Below are 18,597 nucleotides of genomic sequence, written 5' to 3' on the forward strand. Positions count from 1 at the left end.
GGGCGGTTGTGTTTCTTTGTAGCTCACCCAACACACCTCCCTTGCTATGAAACGACTCCTACTGTGCGCCCTGGCGCTGCTGCTGACCGTGGCGGCGCAGGCCCAATTTCAGACCGCCGGCACCGGCCGCCGCTACACCCTGGCCCAGTTGAGCACAGCCGCCGGCGCGGGCTACCTGGCCCAGTCGGGCACCGAGTGGCGCCTGAACGACACCATCCGGCTGGCCGCCACCGACACGCTGAGCATCACCACCAACGAAACCATCCGGGCGGCGGCGCTGGCCCTGGTGTACGTCGACGGGACGCTGCTCATCACCCCGCCCGACTCGGTGAAGTTCACGGCCCAGAACACGGCAGCGCCCTGGCACGGCTTCTCGTTTTCGAACACCAGCAGCAACTCGCGCCTGCGCCGCACGGTGGTGGAGTACTGCGCCGGGCTGCGCACCATCGGCTCCAACCTGCAGCTGATCGACTGCACCATCCGGCGCAACGTGGCCACGCTCAACGGCCGGCTCATCGGCAGCGGGGCGCTGAGCCTGTCGGGCAACCGGGCGCTGGTGCAGGGCTGCCGCTTCGAGCGCAACGCCCGCTCGGGCATCATCTCGCCGGCCAACGGCGGGGCCTCGCCCATCATCCGCGACTGTCGTTTTCTGGCCAACAACGCCGACAACGGCAACTATCCGCAGATCAACCTGGGCCCGGGCATTCCCACCGATACCATTTTCATTGAGCGCTGCCTGGTGGTGGGCGGCGGCACGGCTACCAACATGGGCGGCGGCATCAGCCTCTCCAACCTGCTGGGCGGCAGCAGCGTGAGCAAAGCGGTAATCCGGCGCAACGTCATCCGCAACAACCGCTACGGCGTGGGCATCACGGCCACCAGCTACGCGGTCTACATCACCCAGAACCTCGTCGAGAACAACAACACCAATCCCAACGCCCTGACCGGCGGCAGCGGGCTGAACTTCACCGGCACCCAGTCGCAGACCGGGGTGGTATCGCGCAACATCATCCGCGGCAACCTCTGGGGCGTGACGATTCTGCGCTCGGGCACCGGCGCGGGCGTCACGGGCGGGCCGCGCATCAGCCTCGGCAACCTGGCCAGCGCCGATACCACCAACCGCGGCTTCAACGTGATTCTGGGCAACGGCAACGGCGGCACGGTGGCCGACCTCTACAACAACAACGTGACCACCGACACCATCCGGGCCGAAAACAACTGGTGGGGCACGGCCTCGGTGGCCGATATCGAAGCCCACATCACGCACAAAACCGACGACAACACCCTGGGCTTCGTCGATTACCTGCCCTTCCGCGTGAGCGGTCCGCTGGCCGTGCGCATGGCCCGGCCGCTGGCGCTGGAAGTGTACCCCAACCCCGCCCGCGCCGCCGTGACGCTGCAGGCGCCGGCCGCCGGCCGGGTGCAGGTGTCGCTGCTCGATGCAGCCGGCCGCGTGGTGCAGCAGCGCACCCTCACGGCCACCGCCGACGGCCGGGCGGCCCTGCCGCTGACGGGGCTGAAGACCGGGCTGTACCTGTACCGGGCCGAGCAGGGCGGGCGCACCGCCACCGGGCGGCTGCTGGTAGAGTAACGCCACGGGGAGCCCGGTAACGACGAGGAAACTGCTGTGCCATGAAAAACCGGGCACTGATGCCAGCGCCGTTCTGCCAAAACCGGGCAAATGTCCGGTGCATGGCCCCTTGAGTGTCAGGACCTAACATCATTGAGCGAGCCGACCTCTGTTGAGGTCGGCTCGCGGCTCTTTTAGCGTGCTCAGTATCACATATTCAAGCGGCACCACCCCCTTTCCGCGAGTTGGGTTGTATCTTTGCCGTCCCGCAAACCACCCGACTGCCCGTGCAGCTGCTCCGCGAGATTTGGTATCTGATGCAGAAGGACTTCCGCCTGGAATGGCGGCAGCGCGCCGCCCTCAACGGCATGCTGCTCTACGTGGGCAGCACGGTGTACGTGTGCTACCTGAGCTTCGTGCGCGGGGGGCAGCTGCCAGCCCCGGCCTGGAACGCGCTGCTGTGGGTGATTCTGCTGTTTGCCGCCATCAACGCGGTGGGCAAGAGTTTCCTGCAGGAAAGCCGGGGGCGCTTGCTCTACTACTACACGCTGGTGCGGCCCGAGGCCATGATCCTGGCCAAAATTGCCTACAACGTGCTGCTGCTGCTGGGCCTGAGCTTGCTGGCTTTCGGGGCCTACGCGGTGGTGCTCGGCAACCCGGTGCAGGACGTGCCCCGCTTTGTGCTGGTGGTGGCTTTGGGCGCCGTGGGCTTTGCCACCGCCCTCACGCTGATTTCGGGCATTGCCGCCAAGGCCGCCAACAGCAACACGCTGATGCCGATTCTGGGCTTTCCGGTGGTCATTCCCATTCTGCTCCAACTCATCAAAGCCGCCAAGAACGCCCTCGACGGCCTCGATGCCTCGCCGCAGCCGCTCTACATGCTCGGCGGCCTGAGTTTGCTGGTCGTGGCCGTGTCGTACCTGCTGTACCCGTTTTTGTGGCGAACCTGATCTGATAGGAGTTAGGAGTCAGAAGCTAGGAGCTAGGATGAATGTTGTTCTGCTGCCGCTTTTCGCTCCTGGCTTCTAGCTCCTAACTTCTAACTCCTCCAATGAAAAACGCCTGGTGGAAAGTGTTGACGGTGGTGCTTTTGCTCTACACCGTGGTGATGGGCCTGCTGGGCCACGCGCCGCGGCTGGCCATCCTCAACGAAACCATCCGTAACCTGTACTTCCACGTGCCGATGTGGTTCGGCATGACCATCATCCTGTTTGCCTCGGTGGTGTACTCGGTGCGCTACCTGCGCAAGCCCTCCGACCGCCTCGACGTGCTGGCCCATCATACGGCCGTGACCGGTATCGTAATGGCCGTGCTCGGGCTGGCCACGGGCAGCATCTGGGCGCGCTACACCTGGGGCACCTGGTGGACGTCTGACCCGCGCCTGAACGGGGCCGCCGTGGCCGTGATGATCTACGGCGCCTACCTGGTGCTGCGCTCCTCCATCACCGACGAGCAGCAGCGGGCCCGCATATCGGCCGTCTACAACATTTTCGCCTTCTGCGCCGCCATTCCGCTGCTGTTCATCCTGCCCCGCCTCACCGACTCGCTGCACCCCGGTGCCGGCGGCAACCCGGGCTTCAACAAGTACGACCTCGACAACAACATGCGCCTGGTGTTTTACCCGGCCATCATTGCCTGGACGCTGCTCGGCGTCTGGATTACCAACGTGTCGGTGCGCCTGGCCCTCGTCAAACACAAGCTGTATGAAAAACAACTGGCTTAACCCGTTCTCGCGCCGCGCCCTGCTGGCGCTGGCCGCCGTGCTGCTGCCGCTGTCGGTAGTGCTGGCCCAAACGCCCGAAGCCGGCCCCGAAATGGCCGATCAGCTGCGCCAGGACGGCAAGATCTACGTGGTGGTGGCCGTCATCGTGGTCATCGTGGTGGGGCTGCTGGCCTACCTGGTCAGCATCGACCGGAAGGTGAGCCGCCTGGAGCGGGAGCTGCGCGACTAGCTCCCAGGGGGTGAAATTGGGCGGCGGTGAATCAGCGCGTAGCCCGGCGGGCTCACCTGATTGGCGTCATGGTTTCCCAAGTTCACCTTTCCCAACTTCACCTGTGAATTTTTCCGCCCCTCGGGGTTGTTTCAACGGGCTGGCTGCTGCGTAGCCGGTCCAATTCCGCTGCTGCTGTAGTCTTAAGCACCATGAAAAAAACTCACTTGCTGGCCCTCGTGGTCATTGCCATTGCCATCAGCATCGTCATGGCCACCGCCGGCGACGCGTCGGTGTACGTCTCGTTTACGGAAGCCAAGGAACTGGCCGCCGACGGCGACCTGCGCAAGGTGCACGTGGTGGGCCGCCTGCCCCACGACGCGCAGAAGAACATCGTCGGGATGCAGTACAACCCGACGCTGGACCCGAATTACTTCGCCTTCACGCTGGTGGATACCAACCACGTGCAGCAGCAGGTGGTGTACTACAACCCCAAGCCGCAGGACTTCGACAAGTCGGAGCAGGTGGTCATCACCGGCAACATGCGCAACGACATCTTCGTGGCCGACAAAATCCTGCTGAAGTGCCCGTCGAAGTACGTGGAGAAGGAAGTGAAAGGGGCTACCGCTTCGCGGTAATGAATAATTAATAGTTAAGAACTAATAATTAGAGCTGGGGCTCTAGTTGTGGCTTAAAAGGCGCCGGGAGACGGTCATTTTCGCCAATTCTTAATTATTAATTCCTAATTATTAATTGGAAAACATGAACATCGGCGACTGGGGACATTTGGGCGTTATCGTGGCCTTCGTGGCGGCGGTAGTGTCCGCGTTGGGGTATTTTATGGCGGCGCGTGGCCGGGCCCTGGGCGAGGCGGATGCCTCGTGGCAGCGGCTGGGGCGCGGCGCCTTTCTGGTGCATGGCGTGGCCGTGCTGGGCGTCATCGTGGCCCTGTTCGGCATCATCCACGGGCACCGCTACGAGTACTACTACGCCTGGTCGCACAGCAGCAACCACCTGCCGGTGTACTACATGATTTCCTGCTTCTGGGAAGGGCAGGAGGGCTCGTTCCTGCTCTGGATTTTCTGGCACGTGCTCATCGGCTTCTGGCTGATTCGCTCGGCTAAGCAGTGGGAAGCGCCGGTTATGGCCGTGTTTGCCTTCGTGCAGCTGTTCCTCACCTCCATGATTCTGGGCGTGATGCTGGGCGGCATCAAGCTGGGCTCCTCGCCCTTCATTCTGATGAAGGAGTTTATGCCCGACCTGCCGGTGTACAAGCTCAACCCCGACTTCGTGCCGCAGGACGGCACCGGCCTGAACCCGCTGCTGCAGAACTACTGGATGGTGATTCACCCGCCCACGCTGTTCCTGGGCTTTGCTCTCACGCTGGTGCCCTTCGCCTACGCGGTGGCCGGCCTCTGGAAAAACCAGCTGACGCAGTGGGTGCAGCCGGCCATCCGCTGGAGCCTTATCGGCGGCGGCATCCTGGGCGTGGGCGTGATGATGGGCGCTTACTGGGCCTACGAAACGCTGAACTTCGGCGGCTACTGGAACTGGGACCCGGTGGAAAACGCCGTGTACATCCCGTGGCTGGTGCTGGTGGCGGCCCTGCACGCGCTGGTGCTCTGGCAGCGCGGCAAAACCGGCCTGCGCACCGCCTTTAGCCTGGTCGTTACCACGTTCCTGCTGGTGCTCTACGCTACCTTTCTCACCCGCTCGGGCGTGCTGGGCAACGCCTCGGTGCACTCCTTCACCGACCTGGGCCTCTCGGGCCAACTGCTGATTTACCTGCTGGCCTTCGTGGTGCTCAGCATCGGGCTGCTGGTGTGGCGCTGGAAGCAGATTCCGGTGTCGGAAAAGGAGCTGACCATGTACCACCCCGAGCTGTGGGTGTTCATTGGGGCCACGGTGCTCTGCCTGGGCGCCTTCCAGGTGCTCGTCACCACCAGCATTCCGGTCTACAACGCCATTGTGGGCTTTTTCGGCGTGAAGTCGAACCTGGCCCTGCCCGCCGACCAGATTGCCCACTACACCAAGATTCAGCTATGGCTGGGCGTGTCCGTGGCCCTGCTCTCGGGTATTGCCCAGCTGCTGTGGTGGCAGCGCAACGACAAGGAATCGGTTAGCGCCACCTTTACCATTCCGGCTATTCTCACCCTGCTCGGGGCCAGCCTCGTCATCCTGCTGGTGCGCCAGAACGGCGACCATCAGATGTCCCTGCCCTACATTGCCCTGCTGACCACCGGTCTGTTCGGGCTGCTGGCCAACGTGAGCATGCTCATTCAGCTGCTGCGCCGCGGGGTACGCCTCTCGGGCGGGGCCGTGTCGCACATTGGCATCGCGCTGATGCTGCTGGGCATCCTGGCCTCGGCCGGCTACTCCAAGATTATTTCGCAGAACACCTCCGGCCTGCTCTACTCGCGCGAATTCTCCGAGGAGCTGAACCGCGACAACGTGCTGCTCTGGCGCAACGACGCGGCCAAAATGGGCAAGTACGAGCTGACCTACACTGGCCAGTACTTCGACGTGCCCGGCGTGCCGGAATACGTGAACAAGGAGTTGCTGTTCCCCGTCGCCAACGACGAGTACAAAGCCATTGCCCGCGGCGAAATCAAGGCCGGGGAGAAGACCTACTACAAGGCCGGCGACACGCTGACCATTCGCCCCGAGGACACCTACTACCGCGTGACCTACAAGCAGCCCAAGACCGGCGAGGAGTTTGTGCTCTTCCCGCGCGCCCAGGCCAACGAGGAAATGGGCGGCCTGCTCGCCTCGCCCGACATCAAGCTGTTCTGGGACCACGACATCTACTCGCACATTTCGTCGGTGCCCGACCCCAACAAGGAAAAGGACTGGTCGGAGGCCAAGCAGTTCACCGTGGCCATGAACGACACCTTGTTCCTGAACGACTACTTTGCCGTGTTTAAGAACGCCGAGCCCGCGCACAACACCGCCGGCCTGGGCCTGGCCAAGGACGACATTGCCGTGCAGGGCGACATCATCGTGTACGGCGAGAAAGGCCGGCAGTACCACGTACACCCCGTGTTCCTGGTGAAAAACGGTCTGGTGGGCCGCGTGGCCGACGAGGTGGAAGACCTCGGCCTGCGCATCACCCTCGACAACATCGACCCGCAGAAGGGCAAGTTCACGTTCGGGGTGGCCACCACCCAGAAGGACTACATCATCCTGAAAGCCATGGAAAAGCCCTTCATCAACCTGCTCTGGAGCGGCACGCTGCTCATGGGCCTGGGCTTCGGTATTGCGGTGGTGCAGCGCGGCCGCAAGCCCCGCCCGGTACCGGCTGGCAAAGCTTCGCGCGCCGCCAAGCAGGCGCAGGTAGCCTAGCCTGCGCACAACGCGCCAACCGCAACGGGCAGCCCAGCTGGGCTGCCCGTTGCGGTTTATAGCCTGGCCGGCGTGGCGCTGTTCCGGAGGGCGAAGGGCGTTGATCAACAACAGTGCAGCGTGAGCCAGCCGTTTGCGCTGTTCGGGCTGACTTCGCGCACAAACAGCGCAAACGCCTGGGGCGTTGTCGGCAACCAGACCATTGGCCGCCTGCCGGGCGCCACGCCTGAGCACGGAGCGGCAGCACTCCCCAAAAAAACAACGGGCGGCCCGCCACTGCGAGCCGCCCGTTGCCGATAACCGACAAGCAGGATTACCCTTACTTGCTGATGCTGATGGTGCGCATCATGTACTGGTCGCCGTCGAGCACCTTGAGGGTGTAGAGGCCGTTGGCCAGGTGCGAGAGGTTGAGCTTGTTCTCGAAATTGTCGCGGGCGGAAGCCGCGTACACGCGCTGGCCGAGCAGGTTGCTTACTTCCACCTGCAGGCTGCTCTTGGCGTTGGCGCCCTGAATCTTCAGCGTGAACTCACCAGTCGAGGGGTTCGGGTACACGTTCACGGCCCCGGCCAGTGCCTTCGAGGTGCCGGTCGTCACGTTCAGCACCGCGTCGATCAGGAACGCGCCCAGGTTGCTGGAGCCCAGGTCCTGCGGCGTGTTGGCGCCGGTGGCGTTCATCGTGGTGAAGACGTAGTAAGCGCCGGTGCGGGTCGGGTTTTCGCCCTGCGTGGCAATGGGGTAGAACTGCGTCGCGCCGGTGGGGTTGGTCTGCGCAATACCCACGTAGAAGCTACCCGCGGTGAGCGACACCGGGGTGGGGAAGGTGAACGACTTGCGCGTGTTGGCGTCGGCGGCCGTCAGCACGTAATCGGGCGTGCGGGCCAGCAGCACGCCGGTGCTGCTGAGGGCCACGGCGTAAATCGTACGGCCAACGGCCGGGTTGGCCGTGGTGCCAGCGAGCAGGTAGGCATCCACGCCGGTGAGGGTGCGGGCCGAGGCAACGGTGTACTTGTTGGCCAGGGCCCCGGCGGTGTAAGCCGTGGGCAGGCCCAGGCCCGACTGGCTGTCGGGCGTCGAGCCGGCGTAGCCCAGCACGTTATCCGTCACCTCCTGGGTGAGGTTGCGCGAGTTGTTGGTCGGCGAATCGTCGGCCAAGGGCAGGTTTACGGTTACGGTGTTGGTGCCCTGGTTGGCCGGCGTAAACGCATCGAACGTGATGGTTTCGGAAGCCCCGGAGGCGAGGGTACCCGTCTGCTTGGTGTTGCTGAACGTGTTGGCACCCGTTACGCTCAGCGTAACCGGCAGGCTGGTCTGCGCCTGCACGCCCACGTTGCGCACCACGGCCTGAATCACGTGCGCGCCCGAGCGGGGCAGCTTGCGCAGCGTGTACACCACTTGCACCTCGGCGTCGTTCTGCTGCGGCGCGCGGAAGCGGTAGGTGCGGCCCGCGTCGGGCAGCACGGCGTTGGTGGTGAAGTGCCCGGCCAGCGAGCCGGCCACCCCGGCCGTGAACGTGGAGGTGCTCCAGGCCGAAGCTGCGGATTTGGCCACCATCAGGCGGTCGGCCACGCCGTTGCTCGAACCCTTCAGGCCAATTACGAACGGCTGGCTGGTCGCCGCGGCCGTGGTGGGCGTCCAGGTGCCGTACACGAACTCGATGGTGTTGGAGCCTTCGTACAGCTTGATCTGAAACTGCATTGTGGCGTACTGAGCCGGCACCGTGCCCGGCTTATCCGCCAGGTTCTTGAACTGAATCGTGCACACGCGGTTGCCGGCGGCGCCGGTGGTCGACACGCGGTACTCCGTCGGCGAAGTGGTCTGGTTCAGCGCCCCGTACAGGTCGGTGTACGAAATAGCCGCGAGGATATTCGTATCGGCCGGGTCGATGCCGCCGATAACGTTAAGCCCGCCGGAAGGGGCCACGTTGCCCAGCTTGATGAAGCCGTTGGTGTTCAGGATGAACTGCGTGAACGACTGCCCGTTGTAGCTGAACGAGAAGCCGATGCTCTGGACGGCCGAGTTGGCGTCGTCGGTGTTGGCCGTAGCAATGACCGAACCCGCCGAACCCAGGTCCGTGTAGGTGCCGGCCGCGTTCTGCGCGTTTGCGGCGAGGTAATTCAGGCCTTGGGCCGAGGCGGCAGTTGCGGCCAGCGTGAGCAGACCGAGCAGAGCCAAGCCGCGGCCGGCAGCGCGTTGAAGAGGAAACATGGGCGTTGGTAAGGGGGTAAGTGTGTGGATGGTGGAGGGGAAAAGTACGCCAACGGGCGGGCCGGCGCAGGTGGCCGCTCGTTGGCGTGGTTAGGGGCCGCCGTGCGGGGCGGCTTACTTGCTGATGCTGATGGTGCGCATCATGTACTGGGCGCCGTCTTTCACCTTGAGGGTGTAAAGGCCGTTGGCCAGGTGCGAAAGGTTGAGCTTGTTCTCGAAGTTGTCACGGGCTGCGCCCAAGTACACGCGCTGGCCGAGCAGGTTGCTTACTTCCACCTGCAGGCCGTGCTTGGCGTTGGCGCCGCGCACGTCCAGCGCAAACTCACCGGCCGAGGGGTTCGGGTACACGCTCACGGCCGTTTCCAGTGCCTTCGAGGTGCCGGTGACGGTGGTTACGGCCGCCTCGATCATGTAGCGGCCGAAGTTACGGCTGCTGGCATCGTTGGGCGTGCCGCCGGCGCCGGTGAGGGTGAAGAACGTGCCGGGGCGCGTGGGTACTTCCGCCTGGGTGCCCATGGGGAAGTAGTTGGTGCCACCGGCGGCGTTGGCCTGCACAAAACCCGCCAGGAACTCGCCCGCCGGCAGGCTGATGGGCGTGGGGAAGGTGAAGGTTTTGCGGTTGTTGGCGTCGGCCGCCGTCACCACGTAGTTGGGCGTGCGTCCGAGCAGGGCGCCGGTGCTGCTGTACGCGGCCGCGTACACCGTCTTGCCCACGGCTATCGACGTCGCGTCCTCGTAGATGTACGCCGTAATGGCGGTGAGCAGCCGCGGCCCGCCGACGGCGTACTTCACGGCGAAGGCCGATTCAAAGGCGCTGGTGCTGGCATTGAAGCCCACGGCGCCGGTGGCCGGGCCGGTCGTGGCCACGCTGAACACGTTGTTGGTGACCTGCTGGGCCGCCGTGGCGGAGTTGTTGCTGTTGTTGTTGTCGCCGAGCAGGCTCACGGTCAGGGTATTGGTGCCGGGCGCCGTGACCGTGTACCCGTCGAAGATTACCGTGGCGGCGCTGCCGGCCGTCAGCGAGGGCACCGACTTGATGCTGGTGAAGCTGTTCGCGCCGGCTACCGTCAGCGTGACCGGAATCAGCGTTTGCGTAGCCGTGCCCACGTTGCGCACCACGGCCTGCACCACGTGCGGCGCCCCGGACGAAACCGGCAGCCGGTCCAGCGAATAAATCAGCTGCACTTCGATGTCGTTGGCGTACTGCGGCGCAAACCGAAACGTGCGGCCCGCATCGGGCGTCACCGTGCTGCGAAAGTTCAGCGCGTTGTCCACCCGGGTCGGGCTGTTGACGTAAGGCTCGTCGATGTAGGTGATGGTGCTCCACGGGTTCACCGAGGCGTGGCTGATCAGCAGCACCTGGCCCTGCAGCGGCCCGGTGCCCTTGAGCCCGGCCGTGGCCCAGTGCGGCGCGGCCGTGGCCGGCGCCGTGGTACCCGTAGCGGTACCGTACACGAACTCGATGACGTTGGTGGTTTCGTAGAGCTTGACCTGGAACGAGAAGTTGGCGTAGTGCTTGGGCGTCGCGCCGGCCTTGTCGCTCACGTTTTTCCACTGGATGGTGCACACCCGGTTCGGCGCGGTGCCGGTGGTAGCCACCCGGTATTCCGCCCCGCCCGCGCCGTTGCCGGCCTCCAGGTCGAAGTTGAACGGCATCAGCAGGTTCACATCGGCAGCGTTGATGCTGTTGACGGGGCCGCCCTGGGTGGGCTGGTTTTCCAGCGTAAACAGCGCGGCGCTGCTGGGCGCAGTAGTGCCCAGCTTGAGGAAACCGTTGGTGTTCAGGATGAACTGCGTAAAGCCCTGCCCGTTGTAGTTGAACCCGAAGCCGATGTTCTGGGGCGTGGAGTTGGCGTCGTCGGTGCTGGCGGTAGCAATGGCCGTGCCCGTCGTGCCCAGGTCGGTGTAGGTGCCGGCCACGTTCTGCGCGATGGGCGCGGTGTAGTTCAGCGTCTGCGCGGTGGCGGCGGTGCCAGCCAACGTGAGCAGACCCAGCAGGGCCAGGCCGCGCCAGTTACCCAAACGGGCGACACGTAGAGGTGAAAGCATGAGGCTGGAGTAAGCGTGGGTGAATAGAAAGAAGAAAAAGGGTGAAAACGGACCCGCCTCGCGCCGCCAACGGCGGCAATGGCGCTACAAAATGCGAAATTTCGGCGTCCTTTCAGCATTCAAGCCCTGGGTACTTGCCTGTTTCCTTTAAAATAGCCCTGCTGGGGGCCGGCCGCGTGGCCGCCCAACTGGCCCCCGCCCTGGCCCGCGCCGGCCACCGGGTGGTGGCCGTCTGGAGCCGCCAGGCCGCTTCGGCCCGGGCCGTGGCCGACCCGCTGGGCGCCGCCGCGCTGCACGGCCCCGCCCCCGATCTGCGCCGCGCCCCCGCCGCCGACCTCTACCTGCTGGCCGTGCCCGACGACGCGGCCGCCGCCGTGCTGGCGGCCGCGCAGTGGCCCGCGGGCGCGCTGGTGGCCCACACCTCCGGCGCGCTGCCGCTGGCCGTGTTTGCGGCCCGGCCCGAGGTGCGCGGCGCCGTGTTCTATCCCCTGCAGACCTTCAGCCCCGGCCGCGCCATCGACTGGCCGCAGGTGCCGCTGTGCCTGGAGGCGGCCGATGCGGACGGGCTGGCTGTGCTGCAGCAGGTGGCGGCCTCGCTTAGCCAGCGGGTGCTGCTGGTGGCCTCGGTGCCGCGCCGGCAGCTGCACGTGGCGGCCGTGTTTGCCAGCAATTTCACCAACCACCTGCTGGGCCTGGCCGATGCCCTGCTCACCGAAGCCCAGCTGCCCGCCGACCTGCTGACCCCGCTGGTGCGCGAAACCGTCGACAAGGCCCTGCGCAACCCGCCGTTTCAGGTGCAAACCGGCCCAGCCATCCGCCACGACGCGGCCACCATTGCCACCCACACGGCGGCGCTAGCGGCCCACCCGCGCTGGCAAGCCCTCTACACGCAGCTTACGGCCAGTATTCAGGCCAGCGCGGCGGCGCCCGGGCCCGGGCCGGCCGAGCCGGGCTAAACATCCGGGCCGGGTTCCGACTTTATGCAGCGGCCTGCGTACCTTTGCGGCCTTATTTTCACCTCGCAAGCAACTTTCGCGTGAAAGCCGTCAATATCACCTTCAAGTTTTCGGACGGGCAGCCCGAGCAGACCCACGTGGCCGCGGAAGGCGAGTCGGTACTCGACGTGGCGCTGAACAACGGCATCCAGCTGCAGCACAACTGCGGCGGCGTGTGCGGCTGCAGTACCTGCCACGTATATGTGCTGCAGGGCGGCGACGAGCTGCCGGAAATCAGCGACAAGGAAGAGGACTTCATCGACCGCGCCGTCAATCCCCGCCTCAGCTCCCGCTTAGCCTGCCAGTGCGTGGTACAGGCCGCCAGCGAAAACCTCGTCATCGAAATTCCCCAGCAGGACTTCCTGGGCCACTAAGTTTTTGAAGTGCGGAATGTGGCTGCATGTGAGTAATGTGCAAAATGCCGTTCGACTCCGGTGCTGAATAGCCCTGCATCGACTCAATTCCCACATTCAATCACATTCACCCCACATTTCCCACACCCAACAAGATGACCCACTTCGAGCCGCCGATCCACTGGCAAGACCACGAGGACATTGCCATGGCCCTCTACGAAAAGTTCGGCGACGACTTCACCGAGGCCAAAATCTACCGCATCCGCTTCACCGACCTGCTGGAGTGGGTGTTGAGCCTGCCCAACTTCGAGGGCACCCGCGAACAGGCCAACGAAGGCCACCTAGAGCAAATCCAGGCCAAGTGGGTGTACGAGTGGCGCGATAATCAATAATCTGGCTGGCAAGTAGCAGGTGACACGGGACAGGTTAAGCTGGCCGAGGTGTTGCCGGTTACGTGTCACGTGTTACCTGGCGCATGTCACCTACAATCGATTTTTCTGGCATCGAGGCCTTCGTGTTCGACGTGGACGGGGTGCTCACCGACGGCACCTTGCTGGCGCTGAGCACCGGCGAGCAGGCCCGCACCTTCCACATCCGCGACGGCTACGCCATCCGGCACGCGCTGCGCCGCGGCTACCGGGTGGTTATCATTTCGGGCCGCCAGGAGGAAGGGGTGCGCCGCCGCCTGGAGTCGCTCGACGTGACGGAAATCTACCTCGGCGTCGACGACAAGGTGAAGGTGTTCGGGGCCTGCGGCCTCGACGCGGCTCGTGTGGCCTACATGGGCGACGACATGCCCGACCTGGAGGTGATGCAGCGCTGCCACCTGGCCGCCTGCCCCGCCGATGCCGCCGCCGACGTGCGCGCCATCAGCCGGTACGTGGCCCAGCTGCCCGGCGGGCGGGGCGCCGCCCGCGAGCTGATTGAGGCCGTAATGAAGGCGCAGGGGCGTTGGTAGCCTCCTACGCAGCTTCACGATTTATTCACAACGGGCTGGTAAGGGCAGAGTTGCAAGTGTGCGATATTCCGATACATTTACCGGACATTTTGTTCACCTTTCTCCTTCCCGCTTACCAATGAAAACAGGAACCGTCAAATTCTTTAATGAGTCGAAGGGCTACGGCTTCATTACGGACGAGGCAACCAAAGAAGACTTTTTCGTGCACATCACCGGCCTGAACGGGGTGCAGGTGCAGCAGCACGACCGCGTTGAGTTCGAGACGCGCGAAGGCCGCAAGGGCATCAACGCTGTTAACGTCAAGAAAGTCTGAGCGACACCTCTACTCTCCCCCCCCGACACTTCCAGTACATGGTAAAAGCCCCTGCCGCACCGCGGCGGGGGCTTTTTTCTGCCGCCCGGTGGCGCGGCGGCCCGCCGGCGTAGCTTTGCGCGGCGCTCCGGGCGCGGCGTGCGGCGCCCGGAGCGCCGCTTTTTCCCGTTTTCTATGTCTATGCCCGTGAATTCTCCCGTTGTGCCGGCTGCGGCGGGCCCGCTCGCCCGCTGGGGGCAGCTGGCCCGGCTGGTGCGCCTGCCCAACCTGCTCATCATCGTGCTGACCATGGCCCTGACGCAGGCCTGCCTGCTGGCGCCCGAGCAGCCCCTGGCCGCCCTGCTTGACGTGCGCTTTGGGCTGGTGGTGCTGGCCACGGTGTGCGTGGCCGCCGCGGGCTATATCATCAACGATTACTACGACGTGAAAATCGACGCCATCAACCGGCCCGGCACGCTGGTGGTGGGCCAGGCCGTAGGGCGCCGCTCGGCCATGATGGCGCACCTGGTGCTGTCGGTGGAGGGCGTGGCGGTGGCCGGGGCCATGAGCCGGGTGGTGGGGCTGGTGACGGCGGGGGCGGCCCTGCTGCTGTGGGGCTACTCGGCCCGCTTCAAGCGGCTGGCGCTGGTGGGTAACCTGAGCATTGCGGCCCTCACGGCGGCCTCGGTGCTGCTGCCCGAACTGCTGCGCCGCACCGGCTCGGCGGCGGTGTGGGCCTACGCGCTGGCGGCTTTTCTGCTGACGGTGGTGCGCGAGATTATCAAGGACATCGAGGACATGCGCGGCGACGCCCAGCACGGCTGCCGCACGCTGCCCATCGTGGCCGGGGTGGCGCGCAGCAAGTGGGTGGCGGGGCTGTTTCTGCTGCTGCTGCTGGCTCTGGTGAGCGGAGCCGTGCTGGCGGCCTTCGGGCAGGGCGAATGGCGCATGGCGCTGTGGTTGCTGGGCACGGTGCTCGGGCCGGGCGCCATGCTGGGCCGGCAGCTGCTGCGCGCCGACCGCCGCCGCGACTTTGCCCGCCTGAGTTTGCTCTGCAAGCTGGTCATGCTCGGCGGCGTGCTCTCGATGCTCGTGCTGGGCCGCTAGCGCCTCAGGGCTGCTGGAATTTGCGCGTCAGTACGTCGCCCCGCTTGCTCACCAGCGACACCACGTACAGGCCGCGGCCCCAGCGCTGGGCGGGCAGGGGCGAAGCCGGCAGCCCGGCGCAGGTGAACAGCCGCCGCCCCACGGCATCGGTCACCGTGGTTTGCGCCACGAGCACGTTTGAATCGGTCAGGGCCAGCTGCAGGCTGCCGTCGGGCTGCGGCTGCAATTGCAGCACGGCGGCGGGCAGCGCGGTGCGCGTCGGCAGCGGTCGGGGGCAGGGGGCCGTGGCCGGGGCGTACTGCCCGGTGTAGAGGTGCTGGGTGCCGCGGCCGGCGCAGTAGAGCACCGGCACCGGGTCGGTGCCGACGCCATCGGCCAGGTACAACAGGCTATGCTCGCTGCCGACGCCCTCAACCCAGGTTTCGCTGCCCAGGTTGCTGCCGCTCAGTACGATGCGCGTGCGGTAGCCCAGTGCCGTCCAGACCGAGTCGCGCTGCAGGACGCGCATGGGCATCTGCCGCGCCGAGCTGCCGTAAGTTAAATTGAACGTGGCTCCCGGCTGCAGCGTGAAGTCGTAGAGCAGCCGCTCCTGCGGGTCGCCGGGATAGAGAATGTATACCCGCCGCTGCGCCGCGTCTTCGCGCAGCAGAAACTGCTGGTTGAAGCGGTGGACGATGAAGTAAGTGAAGGGCCGGCCCGCAACGGTGGTGGTGCCGGCCACGACGTAGCTGTAGGGCGTGCGGGTAAAGAAGTCGTGAATGGAGCCCTGCCAGTTGGCGTTGGCGCGCAGCAGCGGGTCGTAGGGGCGGGCCTGCGCGTGGCCCGCGACAGGGGCCGCGCCGAGGGCGCACAGCAGCGGCAGGAAACAGAAATGACGCAACATAGAGTATTCAGATAGCGTGAAATTGACTGCACTAATAAAGCATACAAAAGATAAAATATTAGCGGTGGAGGCAGAGCTTTTTTTGGATTGCTCGTAAGAGGTCATATTCGCTCACTCCTACTATTTTCCATGCGCTTTCGCCGCTTGTTCCTGTTCCTGGGCATACTGCTTCAGGCCGCTCACTCCTACGCTCAGGACACTCCCACCACCACCCCGCCCGACGCTCCGCTGCCCGCGGAAGTGCGCCCCGCCGACAACGCCACCCTCGACGCGCGCCCGCCCAAGGACCCGAACGACAAACCCAGCTTTATTCCCGCGCCGGTGCTCTTCTACGAGCCCGAAACCGGGGCCGCCGCCGGCGTGACTTTCCTGCCCACCTGGCGCCACGGCCGCGACACCACCGTGCGCAAGTCCAACGGCCGCTTCGGGGGCTGGTACTCGCAGAAAAAGCAGCTGAACCTGCAGCTTTCGCACACCATCTTCACCCGGCAGGAGCGCTACCTCATCAGCGGCGACATTCAGTTCTACGACTACCCGATCTACTTCTACGGCATCGGCAACAGCACCGACATCGACAACGAGAGCGAAATCAGCTACAAGCTGCTCATTCTGCAGCAGCGCGGGCTGAAAAGCTTCCGCCGCTACTGGTTTGCGGGCCTGACGTACCGCCTCACCGATGCCCGCAGCATCAAGGCCGACAAGCCCCTCGACAACGAGGGCGACGGCACCAACCAGCTGCTGCTGCTCGACGAGCGGCAGCGCCAGAATACGCTTATTTCGGGCCTGGGGCCGGCCATCGTGCACGACAGCCGCGACAATATCCTGAGCACCTACCACGGCAACTACCTGGACCTGCAGGCGCTGTTCAACGCGAAGGGCCTCGGCAGCGACTACACCTTCACCCGCTACACCCTCGATGCGCGCCACTACCAGCCCCTGGGCTCGAACCGCACCATCTGGGCCTCGCAGCTGTACGGGCAGTTTCACAACGGCACGGTGCCCTTCCGGGAGCTGGCCAACCTGGGCGGCATCAGCCTGCTGCGGGGCATCTACGAAGGCCGGTTCCGCGACCGGCAGCTGGTTTCGGCCCAGACGGAAATCCGTCACCACCTGTTCTGGCGCATCAACGTGGCCGGCTTCGTCGGGGCGGGGCAGGTGGCCTCGCACCTCGATGATTTTGGCTCCAAGTTCAACGTGGCCGGCGGGGCCGGGGTGCGCTTTCAGTTCAACCGCCGCGACCGGATCAACATCCGCTTCGACTACGGAGTGGGTTCGGGCGGCAGCTCCGGGCTGTACTTCGGCGTCAACGAGGCCTTCTAGCTTAACGTCCGGCAAATCCGGCCGAAACAGCTGGCCCGGGCCCCGGTGCGCCGATCCGGGGCCGGCTGCAAAGTCAGATTGACCGCGCAATTGGCGGCCTATGATTGGATAATCCGAGCAATAAGCTGGTACATTTAGCAGCCGTCCGCGTTGGGCGGCTGCTTCTGTTTACCGATGTCCAGCCGGTTTTCCATTCTTGCCGCAGGCGGGCTGCTTCTGGCCGCCACGCTGCCCGCCGCCGCCCAGACTACCCCGCCGGCCACCGCCGCCGAAACGCCCGCCGCCATGCCCGCCCCTGCGCCCCCGCGCAAAGCCCGGCGGGTAAAGGTGGCGGCCCTGCCCATTGTGTTTTCGCAGCCCGAAACCGGCCTTGCCTACGGGGCAGCCGTGCTGCCGGTGTGGCGCTTCGGCCAGGATACGCTCACGCGCAGCTCCAACGCCCGCCTGCTGGGCTACTACACCCAGCGCAAGCAGTCGAGCATGTCGCTGACTTACAATATCTTCACCCCGCAGGAAAAGTTTGTGCTGAGCGGGGAGGCCTTCTACTTCAACTTTCCCTATTACTACTACGGCACCGGCAACGACACCCGCAAGGCCGAGAAAAGCGACATTTCCTACAAGGTTGTCATCGTCACGCAGCGGGTGCTGAAGAAGATTCGCCCGCACACCTTCGCCGGGCTGAGCTTCCGCCTGACCGACCTGCACCACATCCGGCTCGACGACGACTCGACCGACGACCGGACCCGGCCCAACCTGCTGCTGCTGCGCGACCCGCGCGAGCGGCAAACCACCATCACCTCCGGCCTCGGCCCCACCTTTCTCTACGACAGCCGCGACAACGTGCTCAGCACTTACCGCGGCAGCTACCTCGAAACCGGCGCCCTGGTGATGGGCGGCTACCTTGGCAGCGACTACCGCTTCACCCGCCTGCTGCTCGATGCCCGCCACTTCCGCTCCCTGCGCAAGACGGACAACCGCACCATCCTGGCCGGGCAGCTGCAGGCGCAGTTCAACGCCGGCGGCCGGGTGCCCTTCCGGGAGCTGGCCAACCTGGGCGGCGAGAAGATGATGCGCGGCATCTACGAAGGCCGTTTTCGCGACCGGCAGATGGTGGCTGCGCAGCTGGAGCTGCGCCAGCAGCTGTTCTGGCGCCTCGGCGGGGTGGTGTTCGGCGCCGCCGGGCAGGTGCGCGACCGGCTGGGCCAGTTTCGCCCGGGCGACTTCAACGTGGCCGCGGGCGCGGGCCTGCGCATTGCCGTCAACCGCGCCGACCGCCTCGGTATCCGCATCGACTACGCCGTGGGCTCGGGGCAGTCGAGCGGGCTGTATTTCGCCTTCAACGAAGCATTTTAGGGCGAATTTGCACCGATCAGGAACGTTGTGCGCCGCTCAGCAAGGGTGTTTGGACGGGCGGGCTGTAGCCGCGCGGCGGGCGTATGAGCGGGGCTGGGGCGGGAGTTTGGGAAGCGTCTTGGCAAGTGCGTGGGGAGTAGCCGGAAGGCCAATTGAACGGGCGAACGGAGCCGCGCGAAACCACTCGCCCGCAGTCGTTCGGAGAGGTTTGCGGGGCGCAGATGGCGGCCTTGGCAGC

17 protein-coding genes are annotated in these 18,597 nt (G+C 65.2%); 14 read left to right on the forward strand and 3 right to left on the reverse strand.

All coding sequences use genetic code 11. The annotated features are described in order from the left end of the window. Positions 1-46 precede the first annotated feature (46 nt). The 6 genes from DLM85_RS23920 (at position 47) to ccsA (ending at position 6,843) form a co-directional block, all read left to right on the forward strand. Entirely contained in the window at positions 47-1,591 is a 1,545-nt protein-coding gene (locus DLM85_RS23920) for a T9SS type A sorting domain-containing protein (RefSeq protein ID WP_111480714.1), read from the forward strand. A gap of 296 nt (positions 1,592-1,887) precedes the next feature. Continuing rightward, a complete protein-coding gene (locus DLM85_RS23925; RefSeq protein ID WP_111480760.1) occupies positions 1,888-2,520 on the forward strand; it encodes a heme exporter protein CcmB in 633 nt (210 codons plus the stop codon). 101 nt (positions 2,521-2,621) lie between these two features. Next, positions 2,622-3,293, forward strand: a complete 672-nt coding sequence (locus DLM85_RS23930) for a cytochrome c biogenesis protein (RefSeq protein ID WP_111480715.1) — start codon at positions 2,622-2,624, stop codon at positions 3,291-3,293. Then, entirely contained in the window at positions 3,274-3,522 is a 249-nt protein-coding gene (locus tag DLM85_RS23935; RefSeq protein ID WP_165822287.1) for a CcmD family protein, read from the forward strand. Before DLM85_RS23930 ends, DLM85_RS23935 begins: the two co-directional genes overlap by 20 nt. 191 nt (positions 3,523-3,713) lie before the next feature. Continuing rightward, on the forward strand, positions 3,714-4,139 hold the full coding sequence (locus tag DLM85_RS23940; protein ID WP_111480716.1) for a cytochrome c maturation protein CcmE domain-containing protein: 426 nt from the start codon (positions 3,714-3,716) through the stop codon (positions 4,137-4,139). Between the two features lie 124 nt (positions 4,140-4,263). Further along, positions 4,264-6,843, forward strand: coding sequence for a cytochrome c biogenesis protein CcsA (gene ccsA / locus DLM85_RS23945; protein ID WP_243636103.1), 2,580 nt, complete (start codon positions 4,264-4,266; stop codon positions 6,841-6,843). Between the two features lie 319 nt (positions 6,844-7,162). On the opposite strand, the gene DLM85_RS23950 is transcribed toward ccsA, so the two are convergent. Both DLM85_RS23950 and DLM85_RS23955 read right to left on the reverse strand, forming a co-directional pair. Further along, positions 7,163-9,049, reverse strand: a complete 1,887-nt coding sequence (locus DLM85_RS23950; protein WP_133257253.1) for a T9SS type A sorting domain-containing protein — start codon at positions 9,047-9,049, stop codon at positions 7,163-7,165. Between the two features lie 114 nt (positions 9,050-9,163). Next, on the reverse strand, positions 9,164-11,098 hold the full coding sequence (locus tag DLM85_RS23955; protein ID WP_133257254.1) for a T9SS type A sorting domain-containing protein: 1,935 nt from the start codon (positions 11,096-11,098) through the stop codon (positions 9,164-9,166). 134 nt (positions 11,099-11,232) lie between these two features. Between DLM85_RS23955 and DLM85_RS23960 the strand changes: the two genes are divergently transcribed. The 6 genes from DLM85_RS23960 to DLM85_RS23985 all read left to right on the forward strand — a co-directional run bounded on the left by DLM85_RS23960 (position 11,233) and on the right by DLM85_RS23985 (position 14,803). Further along, entirely contained in the window at positions 11,233-12,054 is an 822-nt protein-coding gene (locus tag DLM85_RS23960) for a Rossmann-like and DUF2520 domain-containing protein (RefSeq protein WP_133257255.1), read from the forward strand. Positions 12,055-12,134: 80 nt separating this feature from the next. Further along, on the forward strand, positions 12,135-12,467 hold the full coding sequence (locus DLM85_RS23965) for a 2Fe-2S iron-sulfur cluster-binding protein (RefSeq protein WP_111480721.1): 333 nt from the start codon (positions 12,135-12,137) through the stop codon (positions 12,465-12,467). Positions 12,468-12,601: 134 nt separating this feature from the next. Further along, a complete protein-coding gene (gene iscX / locus DLM85_RS23970; RefSeq protein WP_111480722.1) occupies positions 12,602-12,838 on the forward strand; it encodes a Fe-S cluster assembly protein IscX in 237 nt (78 codons plus the stop codon). 83 nt (positions 12,839-12,921) lie between these two features. Further along, on the forward strand, positions 12,922-13,404 hold the full coding sequence (locus DLM85_RS23975) for a KdsC family phosphatase (RefSeq protein WP_111480723.1): 483 nt from the start codon (positions 12,922-12,924) through the stop codon (positions 13,402-13,404). A gap of 118 nt (positions 13,405-13,522) precedes the next feature. Beyond that, the gene (locus DLM85_RS23980; RefSeq protein ID WP_111480724.1) at positions 13,523-13,717 is read left to right on the forward strand and encodes a cold-shock protein; all 195 of its coding nucleotides are present in this window, start codon (positions 13,523-13,525) and stop codon (positions 13,715-13,717) included. Between the two features lie 186 nt (positions 13,718-13,903). Beyond that, entirely contained in the window at positions 13,904-14,803 is a 900-nt protein-coding gene (locus DLM85_RS23985) for a geranylgeranylglycerol-phosphate geranylgeranyltransferase (RefSeq protein ID WP_165822288.1), read from the forward strand. A gap of 4 nt (positions 14,804-14,807) precedes the next feature. On the opposite strand, the gene DLM85_RS23990 is transcribed toward DLM85_RS23985, so the two are convergent. Continuing rightward, the gene (locus tag DLM85_RS23990) at positions 14,808-15,686 is read right to left on the reverse strand and encodes a hypothetical protein (RefSeq protein WP_111480726.1); all 879 of its coding nucleotides are present in this window, start codon (positions 15,684-15,686) and stop codon (positions 14,808-14,810) included. Positions 15,687-15,815: 129 nt separating this feature from the next. Here DLM85_RS23990 and DLM85_RS23995 point away from each other — a divergent pair, with 129 nt between their 5' ends. Further along, positions 15,816-17,006 carry a BamA/TamA family outer membrane protein gene (locus tag DLM85_RS23995; RefSeq protein WP_111480727.1) on the forward strand — a complete coding sequence of 397 codons (1,191 nt, stop codon included), beginning with the start codon at positions 15,816-15,818 and terminating at the stop codon, positions 17,004-17,006. 174 nt (positions 17,007-17,180) lie between these two features. Further along, positions 17,181-18,359, forward strand: coding sequence for a BamA/TamA family outer membrane protein (locus DLM85_RS24000; RefSeq protein WP_133257256.1), 1,179 nt, complete (start codon positions 17,181-17,183; stop codon positions 18,357-18,359). Positions 18,360-18,597 lie beyond the last annotated feature (238 nt).

Origin of the sequence: Hymenobacter edaphi, assembly GCF_003258365.1 — a bacterium.
In the GTDB taxonomy this organism is placed as follows: Bacteria; Bacteroidota; Bacteroidia; order Cytophagales; family Hymenobacteraceae; genus Solirubrum; species Solirubrum edaphi.

What these genes read in the sequence shown, in the direction of transcription:
- DLM85_RS23920 (WP_111480714.1), top strand. Translation starts at nt 47, where the DNA reads ATGAAACGACTCCTACTGTGCGCCCTGGCGCTGCTGCTGACCGTGGCG.
- DLM85_RS23925 (WP_111480760.1), top strand. Translation starts at nt 1,888, where the DNA reads ATGCAGAAGGACTTCCGCCTGGAATGGCGGCAGCGCGCCGCCCTCAAC.
- DLM85_RS23930 (WP_111480715.1), top strand. Translation starts at nt 2,622, where the DNA reads ATGAAAAACGCCTGGTGGAAAGTGTTGACGGTGGTGCTTTTGCTCTAC.
- DLM85_RS23935 (WP_165822287.1), top strand. Translation starts at nt 3,274, where the DNA reads ATGAAAAACAACTGGCTTAACCCGTTCTCGCGCCGCGCCCTGCTGGCG.
- DLM85_RS23940 (WP_111480716.1), top strand. Translation starts at nt 3,714, where the DNA reads ATGAAAAAAACTCACTTGCTGGCCCTCGTGGTCATTGCCATTGCCATC.
- ccsA (WP_243636103.1), top strand. Translation starts at nt 4,264, where the DNA reads ATGAACATCGGCGACTGGGGACATTTGGGCGTTATCGTGGCCTTCGTG.
- DLM85_RS23950 (WP_133257253.1), bottom strand. Translation starts at nt 9,049, where the DNA reads ATGTTTCCTCTTCAACGCGCTGCCGGCCGCGGCTTGGCTCTGCTCGGT.
- DLM85_RS23955 (WP_133257254.1), bottom strand. Translation starts at nt 11,098, where the DNA reads ATGCTTTCACCTCTACGTGTCGCCCGTTTGGGTAACTGGCGCGGCCTG.
- iscX (WP_111480722.1), top strand. Translation starts at nt 12,602, where the DNA reads ATGACCCACTTCGAGCCGCCGATCCACTGGCAAGACCACGAGGACATT.
- DLM85_RS23975 (WP_111480723.1), top strand. Translation starts at nt 12,922, where the DNA reads ATGTCACCTACAATCGATTTTTCTGGCATCGAGGCCTTCGTGTTCGAC.
- DLM85_RS23980 (WP_111480724.1), top strand. Translation starts at nt 13,523, where the DNA reads ATGAAAACAGGAACCGTCAAATTCTTTAATGAGTCGAAGGGCTACGGC.
- DLM85_RS23990 (WP_111480726.1), bottom strand. Translation starts at nt 15,686, where the DNA reads ATGTTGCGTCATTTCTGTTTCCTGCCGCTGCTGTGCGCCCTCGGCGCG.
- DLM85_RS23995 (WP_111480727.1), top strand. Translation starts at nt 15,816, where the DNA reads ATGCGCTTTCGCCGCTTGTTCCTGTTCCTGGGCATACTGCTTCAGGCC.
- DLM85_RS24000 (WP_133257256.1), top strand. Translation starts at nt 17,181, where the DNA reads ATGTCCAGCCGGTTTTCCATTCTTGCCGCAGGCGGGCTGCTTCTGGCC.